This window comes from Deltaproteobacteria bacterium (assembly GCA_026712905.1).
GTDB lineage: Bacteria > Desulfobacterota > Binatia > UBA9968 > JAJDTQ01 > JAJDTQ01.
The window spans coordinates 1-16,222 of the sequence record JAPOPM010000098.1 but is presented as its reverse complement, the minus strand read 5'-3'; the positions used below and the strand labels follow the sequence as shown (position 1 = coordinate 16,222).

Here is a 16,222-nt window from a genome sequence, read left to right as displayed (position 1 = left end):
GACAAGGCAGACATGGAACACGAGAAATCACCCGGAGCCAGGTTCCGGCGCGCCGTGCGGGAAGAACGCCCGCTGCAGGTGGTGGGCGCCATCAACGCCTACTGCGCGCTGCTGGCCGAGCGCCAGGGCTTTCGCGCGCTCTATCTTTCCGGTGCGGGAGTGGCCAACGCCTCCTTCGCCCAGCCGGACCTGGGCATCACCACCCTGAACGACGTGCTCGAGGATGTGCGCCGGATCACCGCGGCGAGCCCCTTGCCGCTGCTGGTGGACATCGACACCGGCTGGGGCACGGCTTTCAACATCTCCCGCACCATACGCGAAATGATCCGGGCCGGGGCGGCCGCGGTCCATATGGAGGACCAGGTCGCGGCCAAGCGCTGCGGCCACCGGCCCAACAAGCAAATCGTCTCCACCGACGAGATGGTGGACCGCATCAAGGCGGCGGCCGACGGACGCACCGACGAACCGTTCGTGATCATGGCGCGCACCGACGCGTTCGCCAGCGAAGGGCTGGACGCGGCGCTGGAGCGGGTGCGGCGGTACGTCGAGGCGGGCGCGGACATGATCTTCCCCGAGGCAGTGTACACGCTGGGGCACTACCGCGCCTTCTGCGAAAACGTGGAGGTGCCGGTGCTCGCCAACCTGACCGAGTTCGGCAAGACGCCCCTGTTCGGCGTCGACGAGCTCAGGGAGGCCGGGGTCGGGCTCGTGCTCTATCCCCTGTCCGCGTTCCGCGCCATGAGCCAGACCGCCATGGACGTCTACCGCACCATCCGCCAGGACGGCACCCAGAGCAGCCTGACCGAGCGGATGCAGACCCGCGAGCAGCTCTACGACGTGCTCGGCTACCACGCCTACGAGCAGAAGCTGGACGCGCTGTTCAGCAAGGAATAGCCCCGAACCCTTTTTCACCATGACTGACGTTTCCGTGCGCGACGCCCAACGGCCCCGGCCCGACGCGGTCCTTTCCGACATGGCCGCCTACGCCCTCTCCGCCGGGCCGTTCTCCGATGAGGCGCGGGAGACCGCGCGTCTGTGTCTCATGGACAGCCTGGGCTGCGCCCTGGCGGCGCTCGAGTTTCCAGCATGCACCAAGCTCCTGGGACCGGTGGTGCCCGGCGCGGTCATGCCCGGGGGCGTGCGCGTGCCGGGCACGGCCTGGGAGCTGGACCCGGTCCAGGCCGCCTTCAACATCGGCGCCATGATCCGCTGGCTCGACTTCAACGACACCTTCCTGGCAGCGGAATGGGGCCACCCCTCGGACAACCTGGGCGCGATCATCGCGGTGGCGGACTACCTCGACCGCCGCGCGGGCGACGGGGCCGGCGCCGTCACCATGGGCGACGTGCTGACAGGCATGATCAAGGCGCACGAGATCCAGGGCGTCATGGCGCTGGAGAACAGCTTCAACCGCGTGGGGCTGGACCACGTGCTCTTGGTGCGGGTAGCCAGCACCGCGGTGGCGGCGGCCATGCTCGGCGGCGACGAAGAACAGGTGGTGAACGCGCTGTCCAACGCCTGGATCGACGGCGGCGCGCTGCGCACCTACCGGCACGCGCCCAACACCGGCTCGCGCAAGAGTTGGGCCGCCGGCGACGCCGCCGGCAGGGCGGTGCGGCTGGCGCTCATGGCGCGCCAGGGCGAGATGGGCTATCCGTCGGCGCTTTCGGCCAAGGGCTGGGGCTACTACGACGTGCTGTTCAACGGCCGGCCGTTCACGTTCAGCCAGCCCTACGGCAGCTACGTCATGGAAAACGTGCTGTTCAAGATCTCCTTCCCCGCGGAGTTCCACGCCCAGACCGCGGTGGAGGCGGCGCTGGAACTGCACGGCGCGGTCAAGGACCGCCTCGACGACGTCGAGCGCGTAGTCCTCGAGACCCAGGAAGCGGGTTCGCGCATCATCGACAAGACCGGACCGCTGGACAACCCCGCGGACCGGGACCACTGCCTGCAGTACATGGTGGCGGTGCCGCTGATCCATGGCGAGCTCACCGCGCGGCACTACGAGGACGAAGTGGCCCGGGACCCGCGCATCGACGCGCTGCGCGACAAGATGGAGGTGCGGGAGAACCCGCAATTCACGGTCGACTACATGGACCCCGACAAGCGCGCCATCGGCAACGCGGTTCAGGTGCACTTCAAGGACGGCAGCGCCACGGCGCGGGTGGAAGTGCCCTACCCCATCGGCCACCGCAGGCGCCGGGGCGAAGCCGTGCCGCTACTGGAAGAGAAGTTCGAGCGCCATTTGACCGCGCACCTTCCCGCGGCCCAGTGCGACGCGATACTCCGGACGTGCGCGTCACGCGACGTCCTGGCAACGATGCGGGTGCGTGACTTCATGGACCATTGGGTGGTGACAGACCGATAGAAGGAGACGTTCGAATGAGGTGGTGCAGATTCCACAACGACAACAAGACGGTGTTCGGCTTCATCGACGACACGGACACCGTCAACGTCATCGGGGGCAGCCCCTTCGAAAACTACACCGTCACCGGCGAGACTCATGCTCTGAGCGAGATCAAGTTGCTGGCGCCGGTGGTGCCGCCGACCTTCTACGCCGCCGGCGTCAACTACCGCGAGCACGTCACCTTCGCCGCACAGGTCCGCGACGAGGAGCCGGTGTTTCCGCCCAAGCCCGACGTGGGCTACCGGGCGGTCAACGCGCTGGCGGCTGACGGAGACGCCATCGTCATTCCCCATGACGCCTCGGAGAAGGTGCAGTACGAGGGCGAGCTGGTGGCGGTCATCGGCCGTGCCTGCCGCAACGTTTCCGAGGACGAGGCGCTGGACTACGTGTTCGGCTACACCATCGGCAACGACGTGAGCGAACGCACCTGGCAACGGTCCGACCGGACCCTGTGGCGCGCCAAGAACACCGACACGTTCAAGCCCATGGGTCCGTGGATCGTTACCGACCTCGACCCCGACGACCTGCACGTCACCATCACCCTGAACGACCGGGTGGTGGGTGAGTACGACGTGAAGGACGCCATCTTCAGCGTGGCCAGCTACATCAGCGCCATGAGCCGCTACCTGACCCTGGTGCCCGGAGACATTCTGTGGATGGGCACGGACGGGGCCACCGAGAACATGAAGGACGGCGACGCGGTGGCCGTCGACATCAGCCACATCGGCACGCTGCGCAATCCGGTGGTGCGGGAGAAAGGCCCGGCGGCCTCCTGAAACGCCACCTGAACCAGGGGCGCGGCCCTCGACCGCCCGGCGTGACGCGCCCCTGAAGCCATGCCCGAGCTCTTCCTCATCCTCGTGACCTTCGTCGCCTCCACCACCGCCGCGGTGGTGGGCCTCGGCGGCGGCATCCTGCTCATCTCGGTCATGCCCGGGCTGATCCCGACGTTCGCCATCATCCCGGTGCACGGGATGGTGCAGATCTTCAGCAACCTCACGCGCACGCTGTTCGGCTTGCGCCACGTGGTGTGGACGCTGTTCGCGCCCTTTGTGGTGGGCGCGGTGCTGGGGGCGTCCCTGGGCTCGCTGCTGCTGGTGGACATCAGCTCCGACTACCTGCCGCTGATCATCGGCTGCTTCATTCTCCTGATTACGTGGGCCCCGGCGGTCCGAACCGTGCCGCGGATACCCGGCAAGTTCGGCATCGTCGGCGCGGTACAGACCTTTCTGTCGCTGTTCGTGGGCGTCGTCGGCCCCCTGAACATGCCCTTCCTGATCCGCGAGGGGCTGTCCCGGGACCGTCTGGTCATCACGCACTCCACCCAGATGACGGCGGTGCACATCATCAAGGTGTCGACTTTCTTCTTGCTTGGATTCACCTTTGCGCCGTACCTTTACCTGATCGGCGGCATGATCCTGAGCGCGACCCTGGGTTCCTGGGTCGGCACCCGCTGGCGCGCCCGGGTCCCCGAGGCCCTGTTCCGCAAGATCCTCAAGTGGGTCGTCACGCTGCTGGCGCTACGGATGATCGTGGGCGTAGGGCTATAGGACAGGACCAACGCGGCCGCACTCGGAAAGGAGACGCTGAACAGCCATGGCAAAGGAACGTATCAAAGACCTGCTCGACCACCGCTCCGCGGGCTCGGACGTGACCGTGGAGGGGTGGCTGCGCACCGTGCGCCACAGCAAGAACGTGTCGTTCCTCGACGTCTCGGACGGCTCGTGCATGGCCGGCATCCAGGCCGTGGCCGCGCCGGAGCTGGACAACTACGAGTCCGAGATCGGCAAACTCACCACCGGTAGCTGCGTGCGCGTCGCCGGACGGCTGGTGGAATCGCCGGGCAAGGGGCAGCGCTACGAGATCCAGGCGACAGGGGTGGAGGTGGTGGGCCACGCGGACGAGGACTATCCGCTTCAGAAGAAGCGCCACAGCTTCGAGTTCCTGCGCACCCTGGGCCACCTGCGCATGCGCACCAACACCTTCGGCGCGGTGATGCGGGTGCGGAACGCCGCCGCCCAGGCGATCCACCGGGCCTTTCAGGATCGCGGCTTCATCCACCTCCATGCCCCCATCATCACGCTTTCGGACTGCGAGGGCGCCGGCGAGATGTTCCGGGTCTCGGCGTTGGATCCGGACAAGGCGCCGCGAACCGAGTCGGGCGGCGTGGACTACTCCCAGGACTTCTTCGGCAAGGAGGCGCGGCTCACGGTGTCGGGCCAGCTCGAAGCGGAGATCGCCGCCCTGGCCCTGACCAACGTCTACACCTTCGGACCCACCTTCCGCTCCGAGAATTCCAACACCAGCCGGCACTTGGCGGAGTTCTGGATGGTGGAGCCGGAGATGGCCTTCTGCGACATCCAGGGAAACATGGATTTGGCCGAGGCGTTCCTCAAGGACGTCACCAGGGACGTGCTGGAAAGCTGCCCGGAGGACATGGCCTTCTTCAACCAGCGCATCGACGACACGGTGCTGGAGACCCTCACGAACATCGTGGAACAGCCCTTCGAGCGCATGACCTACAGCGAGGCGGTGGACATCCTCCAGGGCTCCGACCGCGATTTCGAGTACCCGGTGTCGTGGGGCGTCAACCTGCAGAGCGAGCACGAACGCTACCTCGTCGAAGAGCACGTGGGCCGGCCGGTCATCGTCATCGACTATCCCAAGGAAATCAAGGCGTTCTACATGTACCTCAACGACGACGAGCGCACCGTGGCGGCCATGGACGTGCTCGTGCCCAAGATCGGCGAGATCATCGGCGGCTCGCAGCGGGAGCACCGCCTGGCGCAGCTCCAGCAGCGGATCCGGGAGTGCGGCCTGCCCGAAGAGGAGTACTGGTGGTACCTGGAGCTGCGGCGCTACGGCTCGGCGCCCCACGCGGGTTTCGGACTGGGATTCGAGCGCCTGGTGCAGTTCATGACCGGCATGGGGAACATCCGCGACGTCATCCCCTTCCCCCGTGTCCCCGGATTCGCCGAGTTCTGAGCCGTCGGTACAACCCCTGGATTCCCGCTTCCCAGGCTGTGTCAAAACTGCGCTCGGCCACGTAGCGGCACCAACACCTCGGAACGTCATTCCCGCGAAGGCGGGAATCCAGGGGTGGCGAGGCGGAGAAACGCTGCTGTAGTGCCCCACCACCGCCCCTGGATTCCCGCTTTCGCGGGAATGACTCTTCGGGGGACCGTTGCCTCACGAGTTCCGACGCAGCCGCTTTCTCGGGAATGACGCTTCGTAGATTTGCGGCGCTCACGGCCCCTTGGTATGCTCGCTGCTTTCCACCACAACCTCGAACCGGAGGCTCCCGTATGATCGAAGCACCGTTTCCCCAGGAGGAGTACGAAACACGGCACCAAGAGCTGCAGCGGCTCATGGAGCGCGACGAGCTGGACCTCATCGTGGCCTCGGGCCGCGACAACTTCTGGTACTTCACCGGACTCGTCAGCTATCAGTTCGACCACCTGATGCGGCCCGAGATCTGCTTCATCCCCAGAGAGGGCAAGCCCTTCGCGCTGGTGTACGGCAACAACAAGACCAAGGCCGAGGCGCTGCCCTGGTTCGGCGAGGTGCGGAGCTACGTGGACGTGCCCTTTCCGCGGGAGATGCTGAGCGAGCTCCTGAACGACATGGGCTACGGCTCCGCCAAGCTGGGTTTCGAGCTGGACGACGACCAGCGGCTGGGCTTCCCGGTCAACTATCTCACCCAGCTCACCGAGGCGTTGCCCAAGGCCAAGATAGAGGACGGTTCCGCGGCCCTCACCGACCAGCGCCTCTACAAGAGCCCGCGGGAGATGGACAACATGCGCAAGGCCTGCGACATCTCGGTAAGCGCCTTCGACCGCATCCTGCCGGACCTGAAGGCCGGAGTCACCCGCCGGGAGGTGGCCGAGCGCCTCTACATCGCCATGACCCAGGAAGGCGCCCATCCGCGCCATCCCGGCTTCCTCATGCTGAATGCCTCCACCAAGTACGACGACCGCCGCTACGAGAAGGGCGACCGCCTGATCGCGGACTTCGGCGCCTGCTACGAGGGCTACTACGGCGACATCACCCGCCAGGCGGTCTTCGGCGCGCCGAGCGCGGATCAGATCAAGGAGCACGCGCTCGCGCTGCACCTGATCCGAGAGTGCGTCAAGGTCATGAAGCCGGGGACGCCCATCGCGGAGATCCCGCGGGTCGCCAACGTCGAGCTCGAGCGGAACGGCTACCCCGAGGTGGAAAGCCCCAAGCGCATCGGACACGGCATCGGCATGGCAAGGGCCGAACCCCCGTCCATCAGCGAAGCCGAGGTGCGGAACGTGGAGGTGGGCATGGTGCTCGCCATCGAGCCGAAGGTGCGCATCCCCGGGGCCTCCATCCACCTGGAAGAGGACGTGTTCATCACGGCGGACGGGGCCGAGCCCCTGACCGCCGGGGCCGAACGGCTTTACATCATCGAACAATGAAGCGGCCGGGCCGCGGAGCCCGACCCAAGCGGCGATAGCCGGAGAACGCCATGGCCAACGGAATCCTCTATCTGTCCAACGACGACGTCAAGCGGCTGCTCGACCTGGGCGCGGCCATCGACATCGTCAAGTCGGCGCTCCAGGACCACAGCGCCGGACGCGTGGGCTGGTCCGTGCCCGAGGACTTGGCGGTGAAGCCCGAGCAAGGCTGGCAGTACTGGGTCACCGGCTGCTCGCTGGACGTCGCGGCCGGCTTTCGTTTCCGCGCCATCAAGGCCGCGGGCGGCAGCCGCGACCCGTCGCGGCAGCCTCAGGGCCCCCGGCGCATCCTCATCCTGAGCGACCGCGAGGGGGGCGAGGTCAGCGCCATCATGGACGAGGACTGGTGCCATTCGGTCAGGACCGGCGCCGCCGCCACCGTGGCCTGCCAGAGCCTCTCGCGCCAGGGCGCGTCGGTGATGGCCATGCTCGGCGTCGGCGACACCGCCAGCGCCACCGTGCCGGTCATGGCGCGCGCCTTCGATCTCTCCGAGGTGCGGGTGCTGTCCCGCCGCCCCGAGACTCGCGAGGCCTTTGCACGGGAGGTGGGCGAAGCGCTGGATCTGAACGTCATCCCCTGCGACACCGCGCCGCAGGCGCTGGACGGCGCGGACCTGGTGGTTTCCGCCACCACCACATCCGAGCCCTTCGTCAAGCAGGAATGGATCAGCCCCGGGGCCTTCGTCTACTCCATCGGCAAGCACCAGGAACTGGAGAACGCCGCCTACAAAGGTATGGGCAAGTTCGTGGTGGACAGTTGGGCCCAGTGCAAGAAGAAGTCGGATATCGACCGGATGCTCAAGGAAGGCTTCCTCACGCGAGACGACGTCTACGCTGAGATCCCGGACGTCCTGTCGGGCGCGGTCGCCGGCCGGGAAGATGACCGGGAACGAATCTTCATGCGCGCCATCGGTCTGGTGAACCAGGACATCTCGCTGGCCGCGTGGCTCTACAAGAAGGCGCTGGAGGAAGGCGTCGGCACCCGGCTGCCGTATTGAAGCATGGACATCTTTCTCTTAATGGGGCAGTCGAACATGGCCGGCCGCGGGCTCCTGGAAGACGTGGAGCCCATCCGCGACGAGCGCATCCGCGTTTTTCAGGACGGCACCTGGGCCATCGCGGAAGAGCCCCTGCACCACGACCGCCCCACCGCCGGCATCGGCCTGGCCATGAGCTTCGCCCGCACGGTGCTCGACGCCCCCCCCGGCACGGCCATCGGCCTCGTGCCGCGGGCCGTGGGCTCCACTCCGCTCGAACGGTGGATGCCCGGCGCCGACCTCTATGAAGGTGCCATGGCCGCCGCCCGCGAGGTCGCCCGGGACGGCACCATCAAGGCCGTGCTGTGGCACCAGGGAGAGCACGACTCCAAGGCCGAAGCCGACGCTTCCAGCTACCTCCGGCGGTTCAGCGTCATGGTAGCCACGTTACGAGAACAACTCGACGCCCCTTTCCTGCCGGTAATCGTGGGTGAGCTGGGCGGCTATCTTTCGAAACGTCCCGATTTCCCGCACTACCGGATCGTGAACGCGGAACTGCGCAGGGTCCCGGACGCCGTCCCCCACAGCGCCTTCGTCAACGCCGAGGGCCTCACCGACAAGGGCGACAGCCTGCACTACGACGCCCGATCGTTAAGAGTTTTCGGAGAGCGGTACGCTGACGCCTACCGGCGGCTGCAAGATGATCCGTGACTCCCTGTGCCGCGTGGGACAATCCCGGAACGGCGAACGAGCCGGGGGGCGCACGCACGACGGGTGGAAGGCCATGGGATGGATGATCCGACTGGCCGCCGGCCTGGTGTTGGTCGTCGGCGCGGCACAGGTGGCGCACGCGGGCGAGCGCTGGAACATGCCGACGGCCTATGCGGAAACCAACTACCACACCGAGACCGCCAAACTCTTCGCCGAGGCGGTGGGCATCTGCACCGGCGGAACGCTGGAGATCACGGTTCACGCCAACGGGTCGCTCTACCAGGGCGACGAGATCAAACGCGCGGTCGAGACCGGCCGGGCGGCCATCGGCGAGCGCTTTCTAAGCGCACACCAGGGCGAGAACGCCGTGTTCGGCTTCGACTCGGTACCCTTCCTGGCGACGTCCTTCGAGGCATCCGAACGGCTCTGGCACGCGGCGAAAGACCGGCTCGCCCAGGTTCTGGCCGGCCAGAACCTGGTGCTGCTGTACTCGGTGCCCTGGCCGCCGCAGGGGATGTACTTCAAAGGCGCGATCGAGAGCGTCGCGGACATGGAAGGAATCAGGTTCCGCGCCAACAACGAGGCCACCGCGAGGCTCGCCGCCCACGCCGGGATGCCGGCGGTGCAGGTCGAGGCGGCGATGCTGCGGGCGGCGCTGGCGGACGGCACGGCGGAGGCCTTCATCTCATCAGGCGCCACCGGGTACGACCGCCAGGTCTGGGACTACGTCAGCCACTTCTACGACGCCCGTGCCTGGATGCCGCGCAACTACGTGTTCGCGAACAAGGACGCCTTCGCGGCGCTCGCCGCAGGCGCCCGGAACTGCCTGCGGGCGACGGCGCTGCTGGCGGAGGCGGCGGGAACGACGCGTGCCCGCGAGCTTACCGACTGGTATCTGGCGCAACTCACGGCCAACGGCATGAGCGTAAAGGCACCGGGCAAGCGGCTCGCCGCCGACCTCGCGGCCATTGGCGCCACCATGGCGGCCGAGTGGGCGAAAGCCGCCGGCAGCGAGGGCGCCGCGATCATCGCCGCCTTCGAACCCGAGTAGGGGTTTCCCTTTAGGAACCGTGGGTCTAGTGGCTTTCTCACGACGGTGACTCATCTGCACTCCTCGACGACCAAACCCGGTACCCGGTCGAACTCGCGGACATCGGCCGTGACCATCGTCAGGCCGTGCGCCAGCGCCGTAGCAGCTATCCAAAGATCATTCGGGCCGATCATCTTCCCTGCTCCGGCCAGATCTGCCCAAACCTGGGCGTGTGTTCGTGCGATCGCCAGATCTACAGGCAGCAACGGAAACCGCTCCAGCAACGCTTCGACAAACACAGACCGTTTCATGCGAATCTGTGAATCTACGGCGCGATGGACGCCGTGGAGAAGCTCGCTGGCCGTGATCATTGAGAGGAAGAACTCTTCCTGTCCGCGCCCGCTAAGGTAGGGTTCCAGGTTGAGACGGCCCCGCTCGAATTCGATCAGGACGCTCGTATCGATCAAGACTCCCACGGGTCACGGACCTTGACATGGGCCAATTCCTCGCGGGCTGCCGCGAGGTCATCAGACAGTTGCGCGGCTTCAGCCGGCGAAAGATGCGGTAGCGACGCCAACAGCGAGGGAAGTTCCGCGAGTCTTTTACCAGCGGGCACCGGACGCAGTTCGGCCACCGGCTTGTTGCCGCGTACAAGTACGAAATTTTCGCCCCGATAAGAAACGCGGTTAATGTACTCTGCAAAGTTACGAGCAACCTCGGTCACAGTGAGTGTTTGTGCCATGATACCTCCGATACCTCCGCAGACAATCAGATAATCTTATTAGCTGATTTTCCGGTCAAGGTCCAGCCCTTTTGTCTGAGCCATCCGGTTCAAGCCGAGCACCAACAGAAACCCAAGGACACACAGACCCGCCGCCAGCCAGAAGGCACCGTCCACCGCCGGCAGCACGTTGATTTCCCGGAAGGCCGATCCCTCGCCCTGCCCCGGCACCGCCCCCTTGAAGGGCCAGATCTTCCGCAGCGAGCCGGCCATGAAGCCGATGAGGAGCGCGATGGTGATCTGGTAGTGGCGGCGCAGGAGCCAGCTCAGGATACGCACGAACGGCAGGATGCCGCAGATGGCGCCCTTGACCAGCGGCAGGATGGCGAGAAAGTCCCGGTCACGGACGGCGTCGATGGTGAACTCGTACTGGCCCAGGATCAGGAGGATGAAGGAGCCGGAGATTCCGGGCAGCATCATCGCGGTGATGGCGGCGGCCCCGCTCAGGAAGAGGGTCACGGCGTCGTGGGGCATCTCCCTGGGGACAAGCCCCACCAGCCACCAGGCGGCCGCGGTGCCCAGCAGCAGGCACAGCACGGCGGTCGCGGACCAGCGCAACCGCGCGGCCACGGTCGCCATGCTGGCCAGGACCATTCCCAGGAAGAAGGCGAACAGCGGCACCGGATGGTGGTCCAGCAGCCAGCCCACGGGCCCGGCCAGGACCAGGACGGCGGCGGCGATGCCGGCGCCGAGCACCGCCAGGAAACGCCAGGGAACGGCGGCCACCGCCTCGCGGAAGCGCAGGCGCACCAGCATGAGCAGCAGCCGCCAGTTGAACGTCTTGAGGGCGTCCACGAGTTCCTCGTAGACGCCCATGATGAACGCCATGGTGCCGCCGGAGACGCCGGGGACGACGTCGGCGGCGCCCATGGTCAGGCCGGAGAAGGCAACGTAGAGATAATGTTTCAGCCCGCGGGCCGGGCGGTTGGTGGCGGCCACGCTGCCGCTACAGCCCCAGCGCCGCCTGCTTCTCGTTCCATGCCGCCATCAACTCGTCCTTCTCCTCCTCCATGTGGTCGATGGCCTGAGCGACGATGTCCACGCCCACGAGATTGGACCACCCCTTGAGGAGGCGCACGGTCACGGGGCCGGGGGCGTCATACGGAAAGCCGACGCCGTTGATGCTCTTGATGGGCACGATGGTGGGGCTGGTGCTGGTCAGAAACGCCTCATCGGCGTTCAGACAATCATAGGGAGTCAGGTTGGCCTCCTCCACCTCCAGGTCCAGCGGTCCCGCCAACTCCCCGAGCACGGCCCGGGTGATGCCGCCCAGGACGTTCTTGGAGCCGGGGGTGTAGACCTTCCCGCCGATGACCGCGAAGAAGTTGTGGGCGTTGCTCTCGGCGATGTTGCCGTCGAGGTCCAGCATCAGCGGGATGGCCTTGGGGTCCGCCTGCCGGGCCTCGAAGGTGGCGATGATGTGGTTCATCTTGTTGGTGATCTTGGCCTTGGACTCCAGGCACTGGGGCGGAATGCGCCGGGTGGCGGGCACGATGATGGGGACGCCCTCGACGTAGTGGCGGCAGAACCCGGTGAAGTCCACATCGTGGCAGTAGATCGCAACGGTGGCATTCCCCTTGGCCCGTCCACCCTTCGAAGACCGCTCTCCCCTGCTCACCACCTGCCACACGGCATAGTCGTCGTCCGGACCCAGGAGGTCCTTGTTGCGCTCGATCACTTCCAGCGCCGCGGCTTCCATCTCGTCCTGGGTCATGCCGCAGTCGATGCGCGTGTACTTCAACGAGCGGAACAGCCGGTCGTTGTGCTCCTTCAGCTTGAACGGCTGGTGCCGGAACGTGCGGGTCACGTCGTAGACGCCGTCGCCGGCGTGGAACCCCATGTCGAGCACCGACACCTTGGCCTCGCTTTCGGGCACGAAGCTGCCGTTCAGATAGACGATCTTCTCATGCATCACGTTGCCTCCATCCAAAATCAAAGGGAATGAGGGAATCTACTACGAAACGGCCGCACGGTCCATTTCCGCCCCTCCCCACCCCTGGATTCCCGCTTCCGCGGGAATGACGAATCGGAAGTCGGTGCGGGAATGACGAATCGGAAGTCGGTGCGGGAATGACGAATCGGAAGTCAGTGCGGGAATGACGATCTTTGAGCATTGTCGGTTTGACATGTGACGTGCTCGTGCCACATTGAAGTAAATGTTACACCACACCACTCACCGTGCTTGACGAGGAAAGGAAGCACTCATGCTGATCAAGAGGCCCGCGGACATCAAGAGCAGTGAGATCACGGACAAGGAGCTGTATCTCAACCGCCGCCAGTTCATTCGAACCGCGTCGTTGGGAGCGGCGGGCCTGGGCACGGGGCTTCTGGCTCCCGGCCTGCTCGGTTCCGTGGGCACGGCCTGGGGCGCCACCAAGCTCGAGAACGTCACCAAGGGCAACTACGCCACCGACGAGCCGCAGACGCCGCTCAAGGACATCACGAGCTACAACAACTTCTACGAGTTCGGCACGGACAAGGGGGACCCGAAGCGGCATTCCGGGAGCCTCAAGACCCGGCCGTGGACGGTGGAAGTCGAAGGCGAAGTGCACAAGCCCGGGACCTTCGACATCGAGGAACTGCTGAAGATGCCGCTGGAGGAGCGCGTCTACCGGATGCGCTGCGTGGAGGCGTGGTCCATGGTGATCCCGTGGATCGGGTTCGAGCTGAGCCACCTGATCAAGGCGGTGGAGCCCACCAACAACGCCAAGTACATCCAGTTCGTCACCCTTTACGATGCCGAGCAGATGCCCGGTCAGCGCCGGGGCATCCTCGACTGGCCGTACACCGAGGGGTTGCGCATGGACGAGGCCATGAATCCGCTGACGATCATGGGCGTGGGACTCTACGGCGAGGTGATGCCCAACCAGAACGGCGCGCCCATCCGCCTGGTGGTGCCGTGGAAATACGGGTTCAAGAGCGGCAAGTCCATCGTCAAGATCCGCTTCGTGGAGGAGGAGCCGCCCACGTCATGGAACATGGCCGCCCCCCAGGAGTACGGCTTCTACTCCAATGTGAATCCCACGGTGAACCACCCGCGCTGGAGCCAGGCGAGCGAGCGCCGCATCGGCGATTTCTTCCGGCGCAAGACACTCATGTTCAACGGCTACGAGGAGCAGGTGGCGCATCTCTACAAGGGGATGGACCTGAAGAAACTCTACTGAGCCGCGAGCCGTTCCGCGGACCGGCCCGGCCGGAAGGTCGCGGCCGGGTCCGGGGAAAGGGACATCGCCGCCTGACGCACAATCCATGAAGGCTTCCACCTGGGGCAAACCCTTCACCTGGTTCAAGGTTCTGGTCTTCGCGGCCTCGCTGATTCCGGCGGCGCGGCTGGTGATCGGGCTCTTCAGCGGCGGGCTCGGCGCCAACCCGGTGGAGTACATCACGCACACCACCGGCACGTTCGCCCTGGTGTTCCTGATGCTCACGCTGGCGGTGACGCCGCTCCGGCGCCTCACCGGGTACGCCAGCCTCATCCGGCTGCGGCGCATGCTGGGGCTATTCGCCTTCTTCTACACCTGCGTGCACCTGTCCACGTTCGTGGTGCTGGACCACTTCTTCGACCCCGCCGCGATCCTTCAGGACGTGTTCAAGCGGCCGTACATCACCGCCGGTTCCGTGGGCTTCCTGCTGATGGTCCCGCTGGCCGCCACCTCCACCGCGGGAATGATCCGCAGGCTCGGCGGGCGCCGCTGGCAACAGCTCCACCGCCTGGTCTACTTTTCCGCCGCGGCCGGGGTCATCCACTTCCTGTGGCTCGTGAAGGCCGACCTGCGGGAACCGCTCATCTACGCCGGCGTTCTCGCCGTGTTGCTGGGCTACCGCCTCGCGATTTGGCGCAACGCGCCGTGGGCGAAGAAGCGCGCGTCCCGGCCGTAATTTGACAGGCCCGCGGGCGCCCCGTTATAAACCCTCCTTTGTGCGATTCCAGGGCGCGGCCGGCGCTTCGGCCGCGCCTTCGATTATGGACGGCGAGCAGCATCCCGGAACGCGCCGGGAACTCGATCCGAACAGATTAGGAGCCACGATCACGCCATGAAACAGACGGTTCGGGTGACTGTCAACGGACGGTTGTACGAAGAGGACGTGGAGCCGCGCCAGCTCCTCTCCTACTTTCTGCGGGAGACCATCGGCCTCACCGGCACGCACATCGGCTGCATCATCGGCGAGTGCGGCGCGTGCACGGTGCAGGTGAACGGGACTCTGGTGAAGTCTTGCCTGATGTTCGCGGTGCAGGCCAACGGCAAGGAGATCACCACCATCGAAGGGTTGGCGGAAGGCGACGTGCTGCACCCGGTGCAGGAGGCCTTCATCAACAACTACGGCTTCCAGTGCGGGTACTGCACGCCGGGTATGATCCTGGCGGCGGACTCTCTGTTGAAGAAGAACCCGAATCCCAGCGAAGAGGAGATTCGCGAAGGTCTGGCGGGCAATCTGTGCATGTGCACGGGATACGTCCAGATCGTAGCGGCGGTGAAGGAAGCCGCGGGGCAGGTGAACAATGGCTAGCGCGAATCCGAACCAATACGTGGGCCTTGCCGCGCGCAGCAAGGAAGGGCCGCGGCTCGTCAGCGGGAAGGGTCGGTACACCGACGACTTCACCGAGCCCGGCATGTTGCAGGCGGTGTTCCTGCGGAGCCCCCACGCGCACGCGCGCATCGTCGGGGTGGACGCCCAGGCGGCCCTGAGCCGCTCGGACGTGTTCGCGGTGGTCACCCCCGAGGACATCAAGCGGGACACCAAGCCCTTCCGCCCCGGCCGCTACGCCGCGGGCCTCAAGAAGCCCATCGCGGAATACGCCGGCGCGGTGGACAAGGTGCGCTACGTGGGCGAGCCCGTGGGGGCGGTGGCGGCCAAGGACCGGAGCATCGCGGAGGACGTTCTCGAATCCATCGCCGTGGATTACGAGATCCTCCCGGCCAACACCGACGTCCACAAGGCCATGGCCGGCGAGGACGCCTCGGTCATCTACGAAGAGCTGGGTGCCAACCTGGCCTGGCAGGGTACCCTGGAATACGGCGACACCGAGAAGGCGTTCCGGGAGGCGGACCGGGTGGTGCGGGAGGACCTCAAGATCCACCGCTACAGCTCGACACCGCTGGAGCCGCTGGCGTGCATCGCCTCTTACGACCGCTTCAGCCGCAAACTCACGGTGCGCACCAACACCCAGGTGCCGGAAAACATCTACGACGCGCTCCGGGACGCCCTCGAGATCGACGACATCCGGGTCATCATCCCGGACATCGGCGGCGGCTTCGGCCAGAAGATCCACCTGATCCGCAAGTACGTGGTCATCGTGGCGCTGCTGGCCATCAAGTCGGGCCGGCCCGTCAAGTGGATCGAGGACCGCAACGAGCACATGATGGCCGCGGGCCACGCGTGCGAGCAGCACTTCGACGTCGAAGCCGCGGTGAAGAACGACGGCACGGTGGACGGGCTGCGCTTCAAGGAGATCGACGACGTGGGCGGCTCCATCAGCACGCTCACCATCCACTTCACCAACAAGCTCAACAACCTGAGCAACACCTACAAGGTGCAGAACATCCGCGCCGACGGCTACTCGGTGGTCACCAACCGCTGTCCGGTGATCCCCAACCGCGGCATCGGCAAGCCGGGCATGTGCTACATCTGGGAGCGCATCATCGACCGGGTGGCCCAGGACCTGGACATGGACCCCTCCGAGGTGCGCTTCAGGAACCTGGTGCAGCCGGAGCAGATGCCCTACACCACCCCCAACGGCAACGTCTACGACAGCGGCGACTATCCCGGCCTGCTGAAGCGGGCGCTGGAAAAGGTGGACTACCCGGCACTCAAGGAAGAGCAGGCGCGGGAGCG

17 protein-coding genes are annotated in these 16,222 nt (G+C 66.0%); 13 read left to right on the top strand and 4 right to left on the bottom strand.

What is annotated here, in order from left to right; translation table 11 throughout:
* Window positions 1-12: 12 nt before the first annotated feature.
* The 9 genes from prpB (at window position 13) to OXF11_07250 (ending at window position 9,627) form a co-directional block, all read left to right on the top strand.
* The gene (prpB, locus tag OXF11_07290) at window positions 13-894 is read left to right on the top strand and encodes a methylisocitrate lyase (GenBank protein ID MCY4486907.1); all 882 of its coding nucleotides are present in this window, start codon (window positions 13-15) and stop codon (window positions 892-894) included.
* A gap of 19 nt (window positions 895-913) precedes the next feature.
* Window positions 914-2,368: a bifunctional 2-methylcitrate dehydratase/aconitate hydratase gene (locus tag OXF11_07285; protein MCY4486906.1), complete on the top strand. Its 1,455-nt coding sequence runs from the start codon at window positions 914-916 to the stop codon at window positions 2,366-2,368.
* Between the two features lie 14 nt (window positions 2,369-2,382).
* Window positions 2,383-3,183: a fumarylacetoacetate hydrolase family protein gene (locus OXF11_07280; GenBank protein MCY4486905.1), complete on the top strand. Its 801-nt coding sequence runs from the start codon at window positions 2,383-2,385 to the stop codon at window positions 3,181-3,183.
* Between the two features lie 60 nt (window positions 3,184-3,243).
* A complete protein-coding gene (locus OXF11_07275) occupies window positions 3,244-3,957 on the top strand; it encodes a sulfite exporter TauE/SafE family protein (GenBank protein ID MCY4486904.1) in 714 nt (237 codons plus the stop codon).
* 46 nt (window positions 3,958-4,003) lie between these two features.
* The gene (gene asnS, locus OXF11_07270) at window positions 4,004-5,392 is read left to right on the top strand and encodes an asparagine--tRNA ligase (protein MCY4486903.1); all 1,389 of its coding nucleotides are present in this window, start codon (window positions 4,004-4,006) and stop codon (window positions 5,390-5,392) included.
* Window positions 5,393-5,712: 320 nt separating this feature from the next.
* Complete coding sequence (locus OXF11_07265) at window positions 5,713-6,849, top strand: Xaa-Pro peptidase family protein (protein MCY4486902.1); 1,137 nt, start codon at window positions 5,713-5,715, stop codon at window positions 6,847-6,849.
* Between the two features lie 50 nt (window positions 6,850-6,899).
* On the top strand, window positions 6,900-7,886 hold the full coding sequence (locus tag OXF11_07260) for an ornithine cyclodeaminase family protein (protein ID MCY4486901.1): 987 nt from the start codon (window positions 6,900-6,902) through the stop codon (window positions 7,884-7,886).
* Window positions 7,887-7,889: 3 nt separating this feature from the next.
* Entirely contained in the window at window positions 7,890-8,576 is a 687-nt protein-coding gene (locus OXF11_07255; GenBank protein MCY4486900.1) for a sialate O-acetylesterase, read from the top strand.
* Window positions 8,566-9,627 carry a TRAP transporter substrate-binding protein gene (locus tag OXF11_07250; GenBank protein ID MCY4486899.1) on the top strand — a complete coding sequence of 354 codons (1,062 nt, stop codon included), beginning with the start codon at window positions 8,566-8,568 and terminating at the stop codon, window positions 9,625-9,627. The genes OXF11_07255 and OXF11_07250 overlap by 11 nt, the downstream gene beginning before the upstream one ends.
* Before the next feature lie 50 nt (window positions 9,628-9,677).
* On the opposite strand, the gene OXF11_07245 is transcribed toward OXF11_07250, so the two are convergent.
* From OXF11_07245 to OXF11_07230, 4 genes are read right to left on the bottom strand one after another with little or no spacing between them, the layout of a single operon-like run.
* Window positions 9,678-10,073, bottom strand: coding sequence for a type II toxin-antitoxin system VapC family toxin (locus tag OXF11_07245; protein ID MCY4486898.1), 396 nt, complete (start codon window positions 10,071-10,073; stop codon window positions 9,678-9,680).
* Window positions 10,070-10,348, bottom strand: a complete 279-nt coding sequence (locus OXF11_07240; protein ID MCY4486897.1) for a hypothetical protein — start codon at window positions 10,346-10,348, stop codon at window positions 10,070-10,072. Before OXF11_07240 ends, OXF11_07245 begins: the two co-directional genes overlap by 4 nt.
* Window positions 10,349-10,387: 39 nt before the next feature.
* On the bottom strand, window positions 10,388-11,326 hold the full coding sequence (locus OXF11_07235; protein ID MCY4486896.1) for a DUF368 domain-containing protein: 939 nt from the start codon (window positions 11,324-11,326) through the stop codon (window positions 10,388-10,390).
* Window positions 11,327-11,333: 7 nt separating this feature from the next.
* Complete coding sequence (locus OXF11_07230; protein ID MCY4486895.1) at window positions 11,334-12,299, bottom strand: aminotransferase class IV; 966 nt, start codon at window positions 12,297-12,299, stop codon at window positions 11,334-11,336.
* Window positions 12,300-12,591: 292 nt separating this feature from the next.
* Between OXF11_07230 and msrP the strand changes: the two genes are divergently transcribed.
* The 4 genes from msrP to OXF11_07210 all read left to right on the top strand — a co-directional run.
* Window positions 12,592-13,551, top strand: a complete 960-nt coding sequence (gene msrP, locus OXF11_07225; GenBank protein ID MCY4486894.1) for a protein-methionine-sulfoxide reductase catalytic subunit MsrP — start codon at window positions 12,592-12,594, stop codon at window positions 13,549-13,551.
* A gap of 85 nt (window positions 13,552-13,636) precedes the next feature.
* Window positions 13,637-14,266 (top strand): sulfoxide reductase heme-binding subunit YedZ, encoded by a 630-nt coding sequence (locus tag OXF11_07220; protein ID MCY4486893.1) that lies wholly within the window; start codon window positions 13,637-13,639, stop codon window positions 14,264-14,266.
* Window positions 14,267-14,422: 156 nt separating this feature from the next.
* Window positions 14,423-14,896 carry a (2Fe-2S)-binding protein gene (locus OXF11_07215; GenBank protein MCY4486892.1) on the top strand — a complete coding sequence of 158 codons (474 nt, stop codon included), beginning with the start codon at window positions 14,423-14,425 and terminating at the stop codon, window positions 14,894-14,896.
* Window positions 14,889-16,222 (top strand): molybdopterin-dependent oxidoreductase (locus OXF11_07210; protein ID MCY4486891.1); only part of this gene is annotated, 1,334 nt, incomplete at its 3' end. The genes OXF11_07215 and OXF11_07210, both read left to right, overlap by 8 nt.